The 16,528-nt window shown below is 63.2% G+C and carries 15 protein-coding genes; 9 read left to right on the top strand and 6 right to left on the bottom strand.

The window, feature by feature from the left end; genetic code table 11:
* Window positions 1–1,188, bottom strand: coding sequence for an amino acid ABC transporter permease (locus tag AC629_RS02170; RefSeq protein WP_084803130.1), 1,188 nt, complete (start codon window positions 1,186–1,188; stop codon window positions 1–3).
* An 87-nt stretch (window positions 1,189–1,275) separates the two neighbouring features.
* On the opposite strand from AC629_RS02170, the gene AC629_RS02165 reads away from it, so the two are divergent.
* The 4 genes from AC629_RS02165 (at window position 1,276) to AC629_RS02150 (ending at window position 5,332) form a co-directional block, all read left to right on the top strand.
* Entirely contained in the window at window positions 1,276–2,148 is an 873-nt protein-coding gene (locus tag AC629_RS02165) for a MurR/RpiR family transcriptional regulator (protein WP_084803129.1), read from the top strand.
* Between the two features lie 3 nt (window positions 2,149–2,151).
* The gene (locus AC629_RS02160) at window positions 2,152–3,501 is read left to right on the top strand and encodes an aspartate aminotransferase family protein (RefSeq protein WP_084803128.1); all 1,350 of its coding nucleotides are present in this window, start codon (window positions 2,152–2,154) and stop codon (window positions 3,499–3,501) included.
* A gap of 12 nt (window positions 3,502–3,513) precedes the next feature.
* A complete protein-coding gene (locus AC629_RS02155; RefSeq protein WP_084803127.1) occupies window positions 3,514–4,527 on the top strand; it encodes an amino acid ABC transporter substrate-binding protein in 1,014 nt (337 codons plus the stop codon).
* 166 nt (window positions 4,528–4,693) lie between these two features.
* Window positions 4,694–5,332: an aspartate/glutamate racemase family protein gene (locus AC629_RS02150; protein WP_084803126.1), complete on the top strand. Its 639-nt coding sequence runs from the start codon at window positions 4,694–4,696 to the stop codon at window positions 5,330–5,332.
* A gap of 8 nt (window positions 5,333–5,340) precedes the next feature.
* Here the strand turns inward: AC629_RS02150 and AC629_RS02145 are convergent, their stop codons facing one another.
* The 5 genes from AC629_RS02145 to AC629_RS02125 form a co-directional block, all read right to left on the bottom strand.
* Complete coding sequence (locus AC629_RS02145) at window positions 5,341–5,976, bottom strand: TetR/AcrR family transcriptional regulator (protein WP_084803125.1); 636 nt, start codon at window positions 5,974–5,976, stop codon at window positions 5,341–5,343.
* Between the two features lie 299 nt (window positions 5,977–6,275).
* Window positions 6,276–7,049 carry an anti-sigma factor family protein gene (locus AC629_RS02140; protein ID WP_084803124.1) on the bottom strand — a complete coding sequence of 258 codons (774 nt, stop codon included), beginning with the start codon at window positions 7,047–7,049 and terminating at the stop codon, window positions 6,276–6,278.
* A complete protein-coding gene (locus AC629_RS02135; RefSeq protein ID WP_084803123.1) occupies window positions 7,046–7,570 on the bottom strand; it encodes a sigma-70 family RNA polymerase sigma factor in 525 nt (174 codons plus the stop codon). The genes AC629_RS02140 and AC629_RS02135 overlap by 4 nt, the downstream gene beginning before the upstream one ends.
* 39 nt (window positions 7,571–7,609) lie before the next feature.
* Complete coding sequence (locus tag AC629_RS02130) at window positions 7,610–9,064, bottom strand: YncE family protein (RefSeq protein WP_084803122.1); 1,455 nt, start codon at window positions 9,062–9,064, stop codon at window positions 7,610–7,612.
* A 9-nt stretch (window positions 9,065–9,073) separates the two neighbouring features.
* Entirely contained in the window at window positions 9,074–9,607 is a 534-nt protein-coding gene (locus AC629_RS02125) for a DUF305 domain-containing protein (protein ID WP_084803121.1), read from the bottom strand.
* Between the two features lie 352 nt (window positions 9,608–9,959).
* Here AC629_RS02125 and AC629_RS02120 point away from each other — a divergent pair, with 352 nt between their 5' ends.
* The 5 genes from AC629_RS02120 (at window position 9,960) to AC629_RS02100 (ending at window position 16,338) form a co-directional block, all read left to right on the top strand.
* Entirely contained in the window at window positions 9,960–10,949 is a 990-nt protein-coding gene (locus AC629_RS02120; protein ID WP_245331675.1) for a YeiH family protein, read from the top strand.
* A gap of 2 nt (window positions 10,950–10,951) precedes the next feature.
* A complete protein-coding gene (locus AC629_RS02115; protein ID WP_084803119.1) occupies window positions 10,952–11,842 on the top strand; it encodes a LysR family transcriptional regulator in 891 nt (296 codons plus the stop codon).
* Window positions 11,843–12,065: 223 nt separating this feature from the next.
* Complete coding sequence (locus AC629_RS02110; RefSeq protein ID WP_084803118.1) at window positions 12,066–12,296, top strand: hypothetical protein; 231 nt, start codon at window positions 12,066–12,068, stop codon at window positions 12,294–12,296.
* The gene (locus AC629_RS02105) at window positions 12,297–12,533 is read left to right on the top strand and encodes a hypothetical protein (protein WP_084803117.1); all 237 of its coding nucleotides are present in this window, start codon (window positions 12,297–12,299) and stop codon (window positions 12,531–12,533) included. It begins immediately after the preceding gene.
* 439 nt (window positions 12,534–12,972) lie between these two features.
* Complete coding sequence (locus AC629_RS02100; protein WP_084803116.1) at window positions 12,973–16,338, top strand: adenylate/guanylate cyclase domain-containing protein; 3,366 nt, start codon at window positions 12,973–12,975, stop codon at window positions 16,336–16,338.
* Window positions 16,339–16,528: the final 190 nt, after the last annotated feature.

Raw genomic sequence — 16,528 nt, 5'->3', positions numbered from 1 at the left:
TCAGCGCTCCACCAGCGCGATGCGCGCATTGTACCAGTTCATGAAGAAGCTGATGCCGAGGCTGATGGTCAGAAACACCGCCATGATCAGTGCGATCGCCTCGATCGCTTGCCCGGTCTGGTTCAGCGTGGTGTTGGCGATCGAGACCACGTCCTGGTAGCCGATCGCCACCGCAAGCGAGGAGTTCTTGGTCAGGTTGAGATACTGGCTCGTCATCGGCGGCACGATGACGCGCAACGCCTGCGGCAAAATGATCTGCCGCAACATGAAGCTGCGACGCAGGCCGAGCGCGTTGGCGGCATCCCACTGGCCGCGCGGTACCGACTGGATGCCGCTGCGCACGATCTCGGCAATGAAGGCCGAGGTGTAGGTGACGAGCGCGATCAACAGCGCGAAGTATTCCGGCGCCAGCGTCAAGCCGCCGACGAAGTTGAAGCCGCGCAGTTCAGGCCATTCGATCTTCCAGGACATACCGAGCAGCACGGACACCAGCGCCGGCAGCGCGACGATGAGGCCGACCGCAAAGGGCCACGCCGGCCGCGGCTTGCCGTCGCGCATCTGTTGCGCGATCAGCCAGCGCCGGATCATGTAGAACGCCGCAAGTCCGAGCACCGCCACGCCGAGCACCCAAAGCTGCGGCGACCCGATCGGGATTGCCGGCAGGATCAGGCCGCGATTGGAAAGAAACACGCCCTCGATCGGCCGCCACGCCGCGCGCGCGGCCGGCAGCGCCTGCATCAGCACGTACCAGAACAGGAGTTGGAGCAGCAGCGGAATGTCACGGAGCGTTTCGACATAGACGGCAGCAAGCCGCGACAGCAGCCAGTTGGCGGACAGGCGCGAAATCCCGATCAGCGTGCCCAGAATCGTCGCAAGCACGATGCCGATCACGGCGACGCGCAAAGTGTTGGCGACGCCGACGACGAAGGCCCACAGGTAAGTGTCCTTCGGATTATAGGAGAGCCAACTGTCGGCGATCGGCATGCCGGCCTCGCGGCCGAGGAACGCAAAGCCGGTCGTGATACGGCGGGCCGAAAGATTGGTGACGGTGTTGGACCAGAGGAAGGCGATCACCGCAACCGCGATCCCGACCACCAGGACCTGCCAGAACAGTCCTTGCAGTTCGCGGCGTCCCCATGCGCCGAAGAAGCGGCGGCGCGGCGGTGGTCTCGGCGAGTCTGATGTCACAGCTCAAAAATCCTTCTCAAAAGCAACGATTTCCGGCGGCGCGCGTCAAGTGTTGCACCAATCTGAAATCCGTGCAACAAATGTTTCATGGCCGAGCCAGCGAAATCCTCGCCGTTGAGCGAACTCCGCATTGCATTGCCATCGCTCCCGATGCGCTTGCAGGAGGTCGGGCGCTTCGTCGCCGCCAACGACTACGACGCCACCACCCGTTCGATGCGCGATCTCGCCGCCGAAGCCGGCGCCGACCCCGCCGCATTCACGCGGCTTGCAAAGGCCATCGGCTATTCCGGTTGGGACGAGCTACGCGCTGCGCTGACCGAGGCGCGACGGCCGTCCCAGACATCGCCCTTCTCCGGCCGCGCAAAAGGTCGCCGTCACGGCCCAAATGCCGACGTCACGCTCGTCACCGACAAGCTCGAGGCCGAAGCCGCCGGCCTCCCACGCATCCCGGCGCAGCCGATTGCGGAAGCGGCCCGCGCGCTCCACGACGCCAAGCGGATCTGGATCACCGGCTATCGAAGCTGCCGCAGCGTCGCGGAACTGCTGAACTACGAGCTCCGGCTATTCCGACCGGAGCAGGTGCAACTCGTCGGCGCGTCCGGCCCCGACGATCTCGACCTCGGCGCCTTCAGGCCCGGCGAGGCCGTCATCGTCATCGGCTTCCTGCCTTACACAAATGCGAGCGTCCGCGTTGCGCAAGCCGCTCATCGCAGCGGCGCAACGCTGATTGCGATCGCAGATAGCCACTCGGCGCCGATGGCCGAAGGCGCCGACCACGTGCTGCTGTTCGAGGCCGCCTCCCCGCCTGGCTTTTTCCCCAGTCTCACCGGCGCGATTGCAATTGCGCAGTCGCTCGCTGCGGTGACGTTCTCGCTCGGCGGCGCGGCCGCGAAGAAGCGCCTTGAAAATACCGAGGCGCGTTTGGCAGCGGCCTCCACCTACGTCTCAGAGAAAGGTTGACCCATGACCGCTCGCACCAGCCGCGTCCTGCATCGTTCGTTGCGCGAAACTCCGCCCAAGGCGATCGGCGGTGAAGGCGTCTATCTCTTTGCCGAAGACGGGCGGCGTGTGATCGACGCTTCCGGCGGCGCGGCGGTCTCCTGTCTCGGCCACCAGCACCCGCGCGTGATTGCCGCAATGGCGAAGCAGGCCTCAACACTCGCCTATGCGCACACAGCTTTTTTCTCGTCCGAGCCGGCCGAGGCGCTTGCCGAAACGCTGGTCGGGCACGAGCCCGGTGGCCTCGCCTACGCCTATTTCGTCAGCGGCGGATCGGAGGCGATCGAGGCCAGCATCAAGCTGGCACGGCAATATTTCATCGAGCGCGGCGAACCGCAGCGGCAGCATTTCATCGCGCGGCGGCAGAGCTATCACGGCAACACCCTCGGCGCCCTTGCCGCGGGTGGGAATGCCTGGCGGCGCGCGCCCTATGCACCGTTGCTCTCGGCCGCCTTCAGCCATGTCACCCCGGCCTTCGCCTATCACGAGAAGCGCGACGGCGAGTCGGATGCGCAGTTCGTGGCGCGGCTTGCGGCCGAGCTCGAAGCCGAGTTCCAGCGACTCGGCCCGGACACCGTGGCGGCATTCCTCGCCGAGCCCGTCGTCGGCGCGACCGCCGGCGCCGTGACGGCACCGGACGGCTACTTCAAGGCCGTGCGCGAGATTTGCGACAGGCATGGCGCCCTTCTCATCCTCGACGAAGTCATGTGCGGCATGGGCCGCACCGGCACGACGCACGCCTGGGAGCAGGAGGGCGTCTTCCCGGACATCCAGGCGATCGCAAAAGGTCTCGGCGGCGGCTACCAGCCGATCGGCGCCATGCTTGCGAGCGGCAAGATCATCGACACCATCCGCTCCGGCTCGGGCGCCTTCCAGCACGGCCACACTTATCTGGCACATCCCCTCGCCTGCGCGGCCGCGCTCGCGGTGCAGGAGGTGATCCGCGAGGATCGCCTGCTCGACCGCGTCAAGGAGCGCGGCAAGCAACTCGAGCAACGCCTGATCGATCGCTTCGGCAATCACCGCCATGTCGGCGACATCAGGGGGCGTGGGCTGTTCTGGGCGATCGAGCTCGTCGCCGATCGCGCCAGCCGCACTTCATTCGATCCGGCGCTCAAGCTCAATCAGAAGATCAAGGCGGAAGCCTTTGCCAACGGCCTCGGCTGCTATCCCGGCGGCGGCACCGTGGACGGCGTCCGCGGCGACCATGTGCTGCTGGCGCCGCCCTATATCGCCTCTGCGGAGGAGATCGACCTGATCGTCGACCGGCTCGGCACGGCCGTCGACAACGTGTTGCGTAGTGTCAATCACTGAGGGGAGAGGAACATGATGAGAAAAGTGGTTATCGCCGCAGGTGTGCTCGCGGCATCGACGGTGATCGCGTCGGCGGCGACGCTCGACACGGTCAAGAGCCGGGGCACGCTGGTGTGCGGCGTCAGCGCCGGTTTTGCCGGCTTCTCCGCGCCGGATTCGCAAGGCAATTACAAGGGTCTCGACGTCGACTATTGCCGCGCGCTGGCGGCTGGCGTGCTCGGCGACCCCAACAAGGTGCGCTACGTCTCACTGACCGCGCAGAATCGCTTCACGGCGCTGCAATCGGGCGAGATCGACGTGCTCTACCGCAATTCGACGCAGACCTATTTGCGCGGCGTCACGCTGGGTCTGCGGCAGGGTCCGATCAACTTTTACGACGGCCAGGGCTTTGTGGTGAAGAAGGACCTCGGCGTGAAGGAGCTCAAGGACCTCAAGGGCGCCACCGTCTGCGTCGCGCAGGGCACCACGCATGAGGTCACGCTCGGCGATTACGGCCGGGCCAACGGCATCGACTGGAAGCCGCTGGTGTTCGACCGCATCGACACGATGTACCAGACCTTCTTCGGCGGCCGCTGCGATGCCATGACCCAGGACGCTTCCGCGCTCGCCGGCGCTGTGACGACCGCGGCGCCGAACCCCGCCGACTACGTCGTGCTGCCGCAGACCATCAGCAAGGAGCCGCTCGGCCCCTTCACCCGCAACGGCGACCAGGTCTGGAGCGACATCATCACCTGGCTTCATTACGGCCTGATCGAGGCCGAGGAGCTCGGCGTGACCCAGGCCAATGTCGACGAGATGGCGAAGTCGCAGACACCCGCGATCCAGCGGCTGCTCGGCGCCTCCGGCGACCTCGGCTCGCGGCTCGGGCTCGACAACAAATGGCTGGTCACGGCGATCAAGGCCACCGGCAATTACGGCGAGATCTATGAGCGCAATGTCGGCAAGGCGAGCCCGCTCAAGCTCGAACGCGGCCTCAACGGCCTCTGGAGCAAGGGCGGCTTGATGTACGCAATTCCGTTCAAGTAAACATCGCGCGTGTCCCGGACGCGCTGCAGCGTGTAACGCTGCTGCGCAGAGCCGGGACCCAGCGGCCAACAAGATGGGCCCCGGCTCTGCAGCGCAATACTGCGCATTGCGCTGCGTCCGGGGCACGAAAACTTACCAGGTACGCCCATTCAATCACGACGGCCCCATGCGCATCGCTCTGATCCACGCCCTCAAGCATTCCATCGCCCCGATCGAGACGGCTTTTGCAAAGGCATGGCCAGAGGCACGGCTGATGAACCTGCTCGACGACAGCCTCTCGGCGGATCTGGCGCGCGACGGGAAGCTCAGCGACGCAATGACCGAGCGTTTCCTCGCGCTCGGGGACTATGCAGCGGCGACGGGAGCCGACGGAATCCTGTTCACCTGCTCGGCCTTCGGCCCCTGCATCGAGGCGGTCGCACGCGCACATGCGCCGATGCCGGTGCTCAAGCCGAACGAGGCCATGATCGAGCGCGCCGTGACGATGGGCAAGCGGATCGGCCTGCTCTCGACCTTCCCGCCGACGCTGGTCTCGATGCCGCCGGAGTTTCCGGCCTCCGTCCAGGTCGTGCCGAAACTCGCCGAGGGCGCGCTGGCTGCGCTTGATCGCGGCGATCGCGCAGCGCACGACCGGCTGATCACGGAAGCTTCGCGCGATTTGCGCGATTGCGACGTCATTGCGCTGGCCCAGTTCAGCATCGCGGCGACTGCACCGCTCGTCGCGGAAGCCACCGGCCGTCCGGTCGTAACCACGCCGGACAGCGCCGTGGAAAAGCTGGAGAGACTGCTGGTGGCGAAGGCCTAGGGGCCAGCCTATTTCCGACGCTGCGCATCCTTGATCGCGACCGCGAGCGCCGCCTTCGTCTCGTTCACAAAATCCTCGACCAGCTCTTCGCGCGTGGCATGCGCTGCCTCGCCCGTGAACAAGCCCTGCTCGGCCAGCATCACCACGCCGTGTAGCGCAGCCCAGATCTTGAGCGCGTGCCGCTCGCGCAAATAGCCGACCGCCGGTACCTCCAGCGCTTCGACAACGAGTGCAAAGGTCTCGCGCGTGGCCTCGTGCAGCTCGCTGCCCTTGGCCGCGCATGACACGGTGCGCGAGGCGAACATCAACCGGTAGATGCCGTTGCGGCGCAGGCCGAAATCGAGCGTTGCCTGCGCCAGCCGCGAGAGTTTCGATTGCTTCGACGATTTCGCCATCGCCTCGCGCAGAATCGTGCTGAGCTGCCGGAACGCTTCCGCGGTCACCGCCGCAAGCAGCGCCTCGCGATCGGCGAAATGCCGGTACGGCGCCGGCTGCGAGACGCCGAGCTGTTTTGCCAGCGCCTTGATGCTGATCGCTTCAGCCCCACCCTGCTCCGCCTCACGCAAGGCGGCCTTGATCAGGGCATCACGGAGATCGCCGTGATGATAGGTGTTCTCAGGCTTGCGGGCGAGCTGTGACGGCATGTTGACGAGAAACCTATATTGTCTGTCAAACAAGAGCGGAGAATGTCGCATGAGCAAGATCAGGCACTTGCGTCACTCCGTTCAATCTGCCCTGCGAAATCTGCGAACCATTAGCTGCGAAATCAGCACGGGAGTCCATCAAAATTTCGAAGAGATTCTCATCGGCGCAACAGACCTCTCGATGGGTGGTGCAACTACACGGCGAAGAATACCCACGGCGACCTACCTCTCGCGCGATACGGCGCGATATCAAGAAGTAGCGCGAGGCGGCGTCTTCGCTGCCATACCCGATCGCAAAACTATATCGCGCGCGCCTGCCTGCGGACCTCGTTCGCGACGGGCCTCAAGGTCTCCGCCGGAGCCTTGCCGACGAGGCTGTAGCCAATCCCGCTATCGGCCCAGGTAAACCCGGTGGCGCCGTCGTTTGACTGTGCTGTCATTGGTGCGTTCTGGTCGCCACTGCTCATCGGCCGGGTCAGCACGACAACCCGGCTGCCATGGTCGTCATCATACATGAACATCGCGGCTGGTCCGTGCTGGGTCGCGACCAGGCGCCCGCCCATCAGACGGTAACCTGAGCTCGCCAGGTCCGGCACCTTGACGGGCCGATTGAGCCGGCTCGATATCCATTGGACGAGCTGAGCGGTGTCGGATGCTCGCACCTCGACCGGGCGGAGCCGATCCGGTGCGTAGACATTGTAGGAATAGGCTGCTTCCTGAGCGAGCGCGGCCAGGCCGCCAGGAGCTGCTTCCATCGAGCCGCGCACGATCCAGCCGCCAAACCCGCCCACGCTGAGCAGCAGCATCGCCGCGATCGCCCACCAGGCCGGCGGCGAACGACGCCTCTGGCCCTCGATGATGCGTGAAAGGTTCAGCTCGGGTGGCAACGGCTCGTCAGCAATCGGCGCCAGCGTGGCGCGCAACAGCTCGCGCTGGTCGGCAAAGCCGGCGACTCGCTTGGCGACATCCGGATGACCGGCGAGGTAGGAGCCGACTTCCGCTCGACGCTCCGGCTCGAGCACATCATCCACATAGGCGTGGAGGTCATCTTCCGTGATCGGCCGGTTGTTCATGTCAGCCTCCGCATCGTCACCACATTCCCTGGCGCACCGGCGACGCCGTCGAGCTCCTGCTGCAACCTCTCGCGTGCCCGCGACAGGCGCGACATCACGGTGCCAATCGGAACATTCAGTACCTTCGCGGCCTCCGCATAAGAGAGATCCTCGACGGCAACCAGCAGCAGTACGGCCCGCTGCTCCTCCGGCAGCCTTGCAAGCTTGTCCAGCACATCGTGATACATAAGCCGATGCTCCTGCGCGGCCGCCCCACGTAACTCGCCCTCCCCCGCCTCCTCGATCGGTACATGCCTGCCGCGCGATGACGCCTGACGGAATTGATCCGCCGCGAGATTGTGCAGGATCGTGAACAGCCAGGCGCGCACGCTGCCGTCCCGCCTCTGATGCCAGCGGCTGACCGCGCGCTCCAGGCAGTCCTGCACCAGATCGTCCGCGTTCGCGCGGTTGCGGACGAGCGCGCGCGCATAGCGGCGGAGGGCGGGGATCAGCGGCTCAACCTGAACCAACATGTCCTGCATCTCGCCCTCCGCCTGCGTTCCTTCGCGCTTGCGCGAACGTCAACGGGTCTCAATCTGGATCGCCTCGCCGGGCATGGCTGCGTCGCCGGGTGCGATCACAAGGTATCGCCTGTCAGCCTTTGCCCCCTGATCGACGATCTGCCGGATCGGGCCAACGGCGTTGACGATAGCCGATCCTGCCGGGTTCGTCATGAAAGCCGCAAGCGGCTGCAACGGGCCGCTGCCATCCTCGTGCTCGGCGACCGCCAGCACATATTTCTGCTTGGGCTGGAGACCTGTCACCGAGGCTTGCAGGATCTGGATCAGGCCCTGGTCGAACAGCGACACGCTGGTTGGCGCATTGCTGTCGCCCGTCCGCTGCTTGGGCGCCAAGGTGAGATGGGCAACCTGGCCGGCAACACCAAGCGGCTGCAGATTCTCCCGGTCGTCGGGATTGGGAGCGGCGTTGGGGACATAGGCAATCGCCTGAGGCGCTTGACCGATCGGAACGTTGGCAATCACCGTATTGGTCGCGGTATCGATCGCCGCCAGCGCATCGGCGTTCTCGAGGCCGACATAGATGCGCGTGCCATCACCCGACGGCCAGACGCCGTGCGGCAAGTTGCCGACCGGGATGGTCGCGACCTGCGAGAAATCGTCAGTGCGGAACACCTTAACTTCGTTCAGGCCGCCGATCGTGACATAGGCGAACGATCCCTTCGCGGTTTGCGCGAAGTTGACATGGTTCGTGATCGGGCCGGTGTCGATTGTCTTGATGAGGCTGAACGGGGGACGGGCGTCGAACACCTGTGTCTTGCCGACGTCCTTGAGCGTGAACCACACCTGCTTGCCGTCGGGCGTCGCAGCGATGTTCGGGCAGAACGGGCTTTCCTGCTTCACCTTGGCGACGATCTTATGATCGGCAACAGTGACGACGTCAGTTTCCGGATTGAACGAGGAGCAAATGTAGCCGTACTTGCCATCGGGCGAGAATATCTGCATGCCCGGGCCGCTCGGAGTCGTGATGCGCGTCTTCTCTTTAAAGCTCTTGGCATCGATCACGGAGATGTAGTTCTCGCCGCGCACCGTGACCCATACCTCCTTGCCGTCCGGCGTATAGAATGCTTCGTGCGGCGAACGGCCGACATAAGTCACGTGCTTGACGGCGTTGGTCGCGGTGTCGATGAAGGTCACCGAATTCGAGCCGATCGACACCACCGCGAGCGTGTGGTGATCGGGCGAATAGCCCATGCCGTGAACGAGCACCTGCCCCTTGTAAAGCGGGCTGAAGTTGAGGGGCTGCGGATCACCGAGCCGTATTACGCCGAGCAGCTTGTTGTCGACGGGATCGGTCACCGAGACCGTATTCGAGAACTGCTCGGCCGCATAAATGCGGTCATGATGGCTGATCGGTATGTCGGGCGAGGACAGCGCGCCGGGCGCTTGCCCTGCCCACGCAGCGGCCCCGGTCGCGAGCATCGTTGCCGCCAGGAAGAATGTCTTCCACGTTTTCATGTTTCGCTCCTAGTGTTTCATTCCGGAGGACATATCCATCTGCATGCCCGAATGATGATGATCGTGCGCGGCCGGGAGAGCCTGCGGTTGCGTCGGTGCAGGCGTCGTGTCGGTCGCCGGCTCGCCGATTGCGAGCTTCATCGCGGCAATCTCCTGCATCTGGTCGACGATGATTTCCTGCGCGATCCGCCGAAGCTGCTCGTTCTTGCCGTACCGCAGCTCGATCACCGCCATATCGATGGCCCCTTGATGATGCGGGTTCATCATTGCAACGAAGTCGCGATCGATGTCGCCGGTCGGCTTCGCCGCCATGTCGTTCATCATCTTGGTCATCGCCGCATCGTTCTCTTTCAGGAACGCGGATTCCTCGGCGCTCAGCCCCGCCGGAGGATCGGCTGGATGGTCTTCATGCGCGAACGCGAGCGGCGGGATCGCGCAAGCAATAAGGACCCGGCCACCAAACAGGATCGCGGCGAGCCCAAGTTTTCGGAGACGACACCTGCTCGCGAGTGTCGTGAGGAATCTGCGAGATGGCCGGTGCATCCTGAACTCCCATGTTGATCGCATGGAGGTTGGACGGCGCAGCGCGCCCCGTATTCCAAACGGCCACGAAAGTTCTTCGGCCGTGAGCGGCAGGCCTTCAAAAACGCGAGCTGCAGCAATGACTAAGGCACAAACCTTCAGCCGATCACAGAAGCGTTAGCGTCTTCGACAAGAAATGCTCCCGCTGGGAAATGATCGATTTTTCCGATTACAATGAACCAATCAATCCATTGGATCACTTTGTCGTCGCAGACCACAGTTGACGAAACCCGGAGTGACGCCAATGACCTCTGCCATCGACATCCACCATTCTTCAATCAAGCTCGCCATCCGCAAAACCATCGCAGCGCGTATGGAATCCGCCCGCGCGATCATCCCCGGGATCGCGCTGACCGGAGCCATCGCGCTCGCCGCAAAATCGCTTCACGGCGTTCCAGGGGTTGCCACGTTCAGCCCCATGATCCTCGCCATAGCGATCGGGATTTCGATACGCAATCTGGTCGGCACGCCGTCTTTCGCCGCCCCGGGAATCGCTTTCAGCATGCGTCGCCTGCTTCGAGCCGCGATCGTTCTCCTCGGCTTTCAGATCACACTGACCCAGCTTGCAGCCGTGGGGGCGCAGGGACTCTTCATCGTGATCGGCACGCTCGTTGCCACGTTTGGATTTACTCTTGCAGCCGGCCGGGTGCTGGGCGTCGACCGAAAGCTCACTGAACTGATCGCCGCGGGCACTTCGATCTGCGGTGCCTCGGCGGTGGTCGCAACCAACAGCGTCACCGGGGCGTCCGACGAGGACGTCGCTTACGCGATCGCCTGCGTCACCATCTTCGGCTCGATCGCGATGTTCGCCTACCCTGCGCTGCCCCATCTTCTGCAGCTCGATGGCGCAGCCTATGGCCTCTGGAGCGGAGCATCGATCCACGAGATTGCGCAGGTGGCCGCCGCTTCCTTTCAGAACAGCCAGGACGCCGGCGAAGTCGCGACGGTCGCCAAGCTCTCGCGAGTCATGTTGCTCGCCCCAGTAGTCGTCGCCCTGAGCGTCGCGCCCCGGCTTGCGGTCCGGGGCGCCGGCGGCAGGTCGGCAAGACCACCCCTGCCCTGGTTCGCAATCGGCTTTGTTGCGGTGGCCGCACTCAACAGCGCCGTGAGTATACCCGAAGGCGCGAGGGGCGCGACGGTCACCCTGTCCGCCTTCCTGCTCACGGTCGCCCTCGCCGCCATGGGCCTTGAGACCGACGTCTCGAAACTCTACGCGCAGGGGCTGCGTCCGGCTATATTGGGTGCACTTGCCTTCCTGTTCATTGCAGCATTCAGCCTGGCTCTCATCAAATTCGTGGGGTGACCATGACGCTCGAACAGCTCCGAATCTTCGCCGCGGTCGCCGACAAGCAGCACGTGACGCAAGCCGCCCGCGAATTGAATCTGACGCAATCGGCCACGAGCGCGGCGATCGCCGCGCTCGAAGGCCGTTATGGCGTCAAGCTGTTCGATCGAGTGGGTCGCGGCATCGTTCTCACGCATATGGGCCGCTCGTTTCTCGGAGAAGCCCGTGCCGTGCTGGCGCGTGCCCATGCCGCCGAGCAGGTCCTGCGGGACTTCGCCGGGCTCAAGGCCGGAAGGCTCGTGATCGCGGCCAGCCAGACGGTCGGCAGCTATTGGCTGCCTACGAGGCTGCTGGCTTTCAAGGCTATCTATCCCGGCATCGAGCTTGACGTGAAGATCGCCAACACCGAACACGTCGCGACCAACGTTCGCGACGGCATGGCGGATCTCGGCTTCATCGAGGGCGACATTGACGACGGCGCATTGTCGGCCCGGCGCGTCGACGGCGATGCTCTGGTCGCCGTCGTGGGCCCACAACACCCTCTGGCGAACCAGAGAAAGCTGCCTTCAGATTGGATTGCCACGACACCATGGATCCTTCGCGAGCCGGGCTCCGGAACGCGTGCCATGTTCGAACGGGCTCTGAAGAAGCGCGGAGTGCGCCTTTCCGACCTCACGGTGCAGCTCGAGCTCGCCTCGAACGAGGCAATTCGAACGGCGGTCGAGACGGGCCGCTGCGCCGCGGCCATCTCCGATCTGGTGGTCGCAAAGGCGATCGAGGCAAAGCGGCTGTTCCAGCTGGAGGGCGAGCTGGCGAAGCGGTCGTTCTACGCTTTGCGTCACAAGGAGCGGCATGTGAGCAAGGCCGAAGCAGCGCTGATGTCCAGCATCGCAGCGGGCGCGGCTGCATAGAAAGGCCTGCGGCCACACTTCTATCGCAACGATTGAACCGACCACGACGGAAGCGTTCGGACGTTGTCGATTCACGACGACGTCCTTTCCGCATTCGATCGTGGCCGACGATCAGAACGATCCAATCATCTCGTTGGATTACTGCCGCCATGCGGTCTACCTCTTGGGAGCGGCAAGCAGATTGAATATCCCGCTTGCCGGAACATCGAGATGGAGATTTACAATGACCCGTTCGCTCCGCACTTCCCTCACAATCGCCTTGCTTGCCATCACCGCTTCGACACTCGGTGCACCGCTCGCGCATGCCAGCAGCCTGATGCATTCCTCGGGCGACAGGAGTACCATTCACTCGCAGGAGCGCTTCCGCCTTGCCAACCGGCATCTGCCGTACCAGCGCCAGGCGCCGTCGCAGCAGCGCGTCGAAGATCCGTTTGCCGACCTGATCCTCGGATGAGTGGACCTGCGTAAAGCGCGCGACGCGCTATTCCCGGGTGGATCCAACGCGGACGCCATCAACAACAATTGCCTGGCCCGTCACTCCGCAGACATGGTGCTGAACCAGCCGGCCCTCTCCAAGTCCGCCTGGGACTCCGAGGTCCGCAAGATGATCAAGGTCTACAGAGCGCCCATCGACGAAAGCAATGTGCCCGCGATCGTCGAGTATCTCGTCAGCACGAAGGGAACGAACTAGCGTCAGGCCTGCGACCACCGAGCTGGCATTGATCCAGCCAGCGCCCGGTAGCTTCATCGTTCCAACCGGGGACGGCGAAGCACGGCCGCGCAGGCAGTGTCGCACGAGCGCAAGTCTTGCGAAGCATCTTACGGGGTGCTCCCGCCGCCTGCGGCGCCCTCTGTCTCCAATCCCGAAACTCCCCCGATAGGGGAACTCGACTAGACAGCCTCGTAAGCCTATCGGCGCTCCGAGGCTTAAGGTAGCGGTGGGAGGTGGGCTCTCTCCAGTCTGGAAGCCAAGTGCCTGCGCTCGCGGCACGGTTGCAAAGCCAGCGAAGCACTAATTGCATCAAAATGCAGGTCTTTTGGGGGCCGTCGGCTTGGCCGCTGGGCCGAAAACCAGCTTGTTGACAATGGAGTTCGACGGTACCGTGGGTACGACCTTTTTAGGAACCTAAATGATTTGTCCGAGGTGCCAGCACGTAAACGGCGCAGCGGCGAAGTTCTGCGAACAATGTGCTTTGGCACTGACCCCCGTTTGCGCGAACTGCGGCACTGAGGTTTCGCCGACGGCCAAGTTCTGTTCGCATTGCGGTCATCCAACCGGTCAGGGCGCCGCAAACTACCTCTCCGCGCGCTCTCAGGCGGTGAGACCACGGACTGCCCAACTCATCCCTGACGACAATCTCGCCTCTACCGCCGAACTCGCGGGCGAACGAAAACAGGTTAGCGTGCTGTTCGCTGACATCACGGGCTCACTGGCCCTGATATCCGGCCAAGATCCGGAGAGTGCACAGGCGATCCTCAACCCTGTGCTCGAGCGGATGTGCGAAGCCGTCCACCGTTATGAGGGCACGGTCAACAGGATCCTTGGCGACGGTATCATGGCCATTTTTGGCGCGCCGCTCGCCCATGAGGATCATGCCGTGCGGGCTTGTTACGCCGCGCTGATGATGCAGGACTCCTTGGCCAAATTGGCGGAGGGTATCGATCAATCTGATCATAGCTCCCTCATGATTCGCGTTGGACTCAACTCGGGCGAAGTCGTCATCTGCGCGATCAGCAACGAGCTTGATAGAGAATACACCGTTGTCGGTGAGACCGTGCACTTGGCTTCGCGCATGGAGCAGTTGGCGCAGCCCGGCTCGATCTTGACGACGAAGAAGACCATCCGATTGGCTGAGGGATACGTCATGGCGCGGTCGCTAGGGCCGCTGCCGATTAAGGGGCTTGCCGAGCCCGAGGAGGTCTATGAGGTCATCGGAGCGGGGCCGGCGCGCACTCGTTTGCAGGCCGCTACGATTCGGGGCCTAACCCAATTTATCGGCCGCGAGGCCGAGCTCGATGAGCTGCGGCGCGCACAGCAGCTAGCCGACACGGGATCGGGCCAATCGGTAGCGATCATTGGCGAGGCGGGCGTGGGCAAGTCACGTCTCGTCTACGAGTTCACCCACGCCAATCGGCTGCTCGGTCTGCTTGGCTGGTTGGTGCTCGATAGTACGTCGATCTCGCATGGAAGAGCGACCAGCTACTTACCCGTCATCGCGCTTCTTAAGAGCTACTTTGGCATCCAAGACCGGGATGAGCTCCATGAGATGCGCCGAAAGGTGGTCGAGAAAATCTTCGCTCTCGACGAGAGGCTGGAACCGACGCTTCCCGCGTTACTCGCGCTGCTCGATATCCCGGTCGACGACCAAAGCTGGCATACGCTCGATCCAATTCAACGCAGGCGTCGCAATATCGATGCCGTGAAGGGTTTACTGCTGCGGGAGGCTCGCAAACAACCGGTCCTCTTGATCTTCGAGGACCTCCATTGGGTGGATAGCGAAACGCAGGAGTTGCTCGATGCCTTGGTCACCGTCCTGGGATCGGCTCGCCTTATGCTGCTTGTCAGTTATCGCCCCGACTACCAGCACAACTGGGGGAGCAAGGAAAACTACCATCAGATCCGGCTGAGTGCGTTGCCGACCCGTGACACGCGCTATCTGCTGGAGGCACTCCTGGGTGAAGATCCTGAACTCGCTTCACTCAAGCAGCTTCTGATCGCGCGGGGCGGAAATCCCTTTTTCATTGAGGAAACAGTCCGCTCCCTGGTGGAGACCCAATATCTTGCTGGAGAACGCGGTCACTATCGATTGTTGCGTCCGACCGGAAATATTCAGGTTCCACCCACCGTCCAGGCTATCCTGGCGGCGCGAATAGATCGGCTGCTTCCCGGTGACAAGAATCTTTTGCAAATTGCTTCAGTTGCAGGCCGCGAGACTCCGTTGGCGGTCCTTCGACCGATGGCCGACCTGACGGAAGGCGCGCTGGATGATGCGCTGGATCGGCTGCTGACGGCCGGCTTTCTCTACGAGTCCGGATTCTTTCCGGACGTAGAGTACTCGTTTGTACACGCGCTCACCCACGAGGTTACGTATGACGGCTTGCTGCGGACGCGACGGCGTGCGCTGCACGCGCGACTAGTCGGCACAATCGAGCATCTGTATCGGGACCGGATCGGCGAGCACATTGAGCGTCTTGCGCAGCATGCGGTTCGCGGAGAGTTGCCGGACAAGGCTGTTCAGTACCTGCGTCAGGCCGGATTGAAGGCGCTCTCGCGGTCGGCGCTCGAGAACGGGCGAGTCTGGTTCGAACAGGCGCTCGCGATCCTCGAGAAGTTGCCTGAGACCAAAGACAATATCGAGCTTACCATCGATATTCGCTTTGATCTCCGAAACGCACTTCACCCCTTGGGCCACCTTGAGAAATGCCTGGGCCAACTGCAGAGAGTGGAGGCGCAGGCGACACAACTCGCAGACAAGCGAAGGCTTGGTCAGGCATCGTCCTTCATATGCCAATACTATCGCCTGCTGGGCGAATTGGGCCCGGCGATCGAGGCGGGCGAACGAGCGATGTCCATAGCGGACGAATTGGACGACCTCTCGCTTCGGACGATAGTCAGTGGACACCTGGGAGCCGCTCTGGCGGCACAGGGAGATCACCATCGCGCGGTCCAAATATTGTCTCCGGCCGTTGAGCGCCTTCGCGGTGATCTCGCCTCCGACACGATGGGAACGACCGGGGTTCAGGGCGTTTTCAGGCGGGTCTATCTGGTGTGTTCGCTTGCCGAGCTCGGCGAGTTCGACCAGGCCCTGCGCCTTGCGGAAGAGGCCATGGAAATTGCCAGAGTTGCGAACCACGTCTACAGCCTTGCGTTCTCCTGTTACGGAGCTGGCACTGTTCTAGCCCTTCGGGGCGAAGCGCTGCGAGGTATCAGCGTCCTTGAGGAGGGCCTTGAGCTCTGCCGCTCATGGATTCTGCCACTGATGACACCACTGATCGGCACGTCCCTTGGATATGCCTATTGCCTCTCCGACCGCCTCGACGAGGCCATCGCACTGTTGGAGAAAACCGAACGAGAATCGACCGCAATGCGCCGCATGAGCGGGCTCGCCATGACCTTGGTCCGGTTGGGTGAGGCATATCTTCGAAAGCTTCGGGCGGTCGAGGCCGAGCAGTGCGGCCAACGGGCGCTGATGCTTTCACGCAAACATGGCGAGCGCGGCCACGAAGCGTACGCACTGCGATTGCTTGCTGAGCTTGGCGCGACAGACCCTCCTCAGCTTGACGAATGCCAGACAAATTTTCTCGAAACGCTGCGCAGGGCCGAGGAACTCGGTCTGCGACCTCTCGCGGCTCAATGTCACCTTGGGCTCGGAAAACGCTACCGATGGATTGGTCAGCAGACGAGCGCTGAACAGCACCTCAACATCGCCGCAACACTGTTCTCGGAACTCGGGATGCAGTTCTCGCTGGAAGAGCATGCCGCATGCGGCAGCTAGCTCAATTTGCCCGAGACCAGGTCAGCCAAAACCTGTCGCCGCAATCACGCGCGGGCTCGGAAACCCGCGCTGAAATGCAACCTAGCGGCGAGCTGAGGTTTCGATCTCGATGCTGCTGACCTCCAGCCCGCAGGAGCGCGCGAGAGCTCGCAGCTCGAGCTGGATCGCCTCCAGCTGATGGCTATCAAGG

Source organism: Bradyrhizobium sp. NAS80.1 (genome assembly GCF_001908205.1).
Classification (GTDB): domain Bacteria; phylum Pseudomonadota; class Alphaproteobacteria; order Rhizobiales; family Xanthobacteraceae; genus Bradyrhizobium.
The sequence above is the reverse complement of the archived record's forward strand: the minus strand, read 5'-3'. Positions and strand labels throughout refer to the sequence as shown.

Bases quoted from the DNA above. Each gene is read 5' to 3' on its own strand.
- AC629_RS02165 (WP_084803129.1), top strand. From the start codon at position 1,276: ATGGCCGAGCCAGCGAAATCCTCGCCGTTGAGCGAACTCCGCATTGCA.
- AC629_RS02160 (WP_084803128.1), top strand. From the start codon at position 2,152: ATGACCGCTCGCACCAGCCGCGTCCTGCATCGTTCGTTGCGCGAAACT.
- AC629_RS02155 (WP_084803127.1), top strand. From the start codon at position 3,514: ATGATGAGAAAAGTGGTTATCGCCGCAGGTGTGCTCGCGGCATCGACG.
- AC629_RS02150 (WP_084803126.1), top strand. From the start codon at position 4,694: ATGCGCATCGCTCTGATCCACGCCCTCAAGCATTCCATCGCCCCGATC.
- AC629_RS02145 (WP_084803125.1), bottom strand. From the start codon at position 5,976: ATGCCGTCACAGCTCGCCCGCAAGCCTGAGAACACCTATCATCACGGC.
- AC629_RS02140 (WP_084803124.1), bottom strand. From the start codon at position 7,049: ATGAACAACCGGCCGATCACGGAAGATGACCTCCACGCCTATGTGGAT.
- AC629_RS02135 (WP_084803123.1), bottom strand. From the start codon at position 7,570: ATGCAGGACATGTTGGTTCAGGTTGAGCCGCTGATCCCCGCCCTCCGC.
- AC629_RS02130 (WP_084803122.1), bottom strand. From the start codon at position 9,064: ATGAAAACGTGGAAGACATTCTTCCTGGCGGCAACGATGCTCGCGACC.
- AC629_RS02125 (WP_084803121.1), bottom strand. From the start codon at position 9,607: ATGCACCGGCCATCTCGCAGATTCCTCACGACACTCGCGAGCAGGTGT.
- AC629_RS02120 (WP_245331675.1), top strand. From the start codon at position 9,960: ATGGAATCCGCCCGCGCGATCATCCCCGGGATCGCGCTGACCGGAGCC.
- AC629_RS02115 (WP_084803119.1), top strand. From the start codon at position 10,952: ATGACGCTCGAACAGCTCCGAATCTTCGCCGCGGTCGCCGACAAGCAG.
- AC629_RS02110 (WP_084803118.1), top strand. From the start codon at position 12,066: ATGACCCGTTCGCTCCGCACTTCCCTCACAATCGCCTTGCTTGCCATC.
- AC629_RS02100 (WP_084803116.1), top strand. From the start codon at position 12,973: ATGATTTGTCCGAGGTGCCAGCACGTAAACGGCGCAGCGGCGAAGTTC.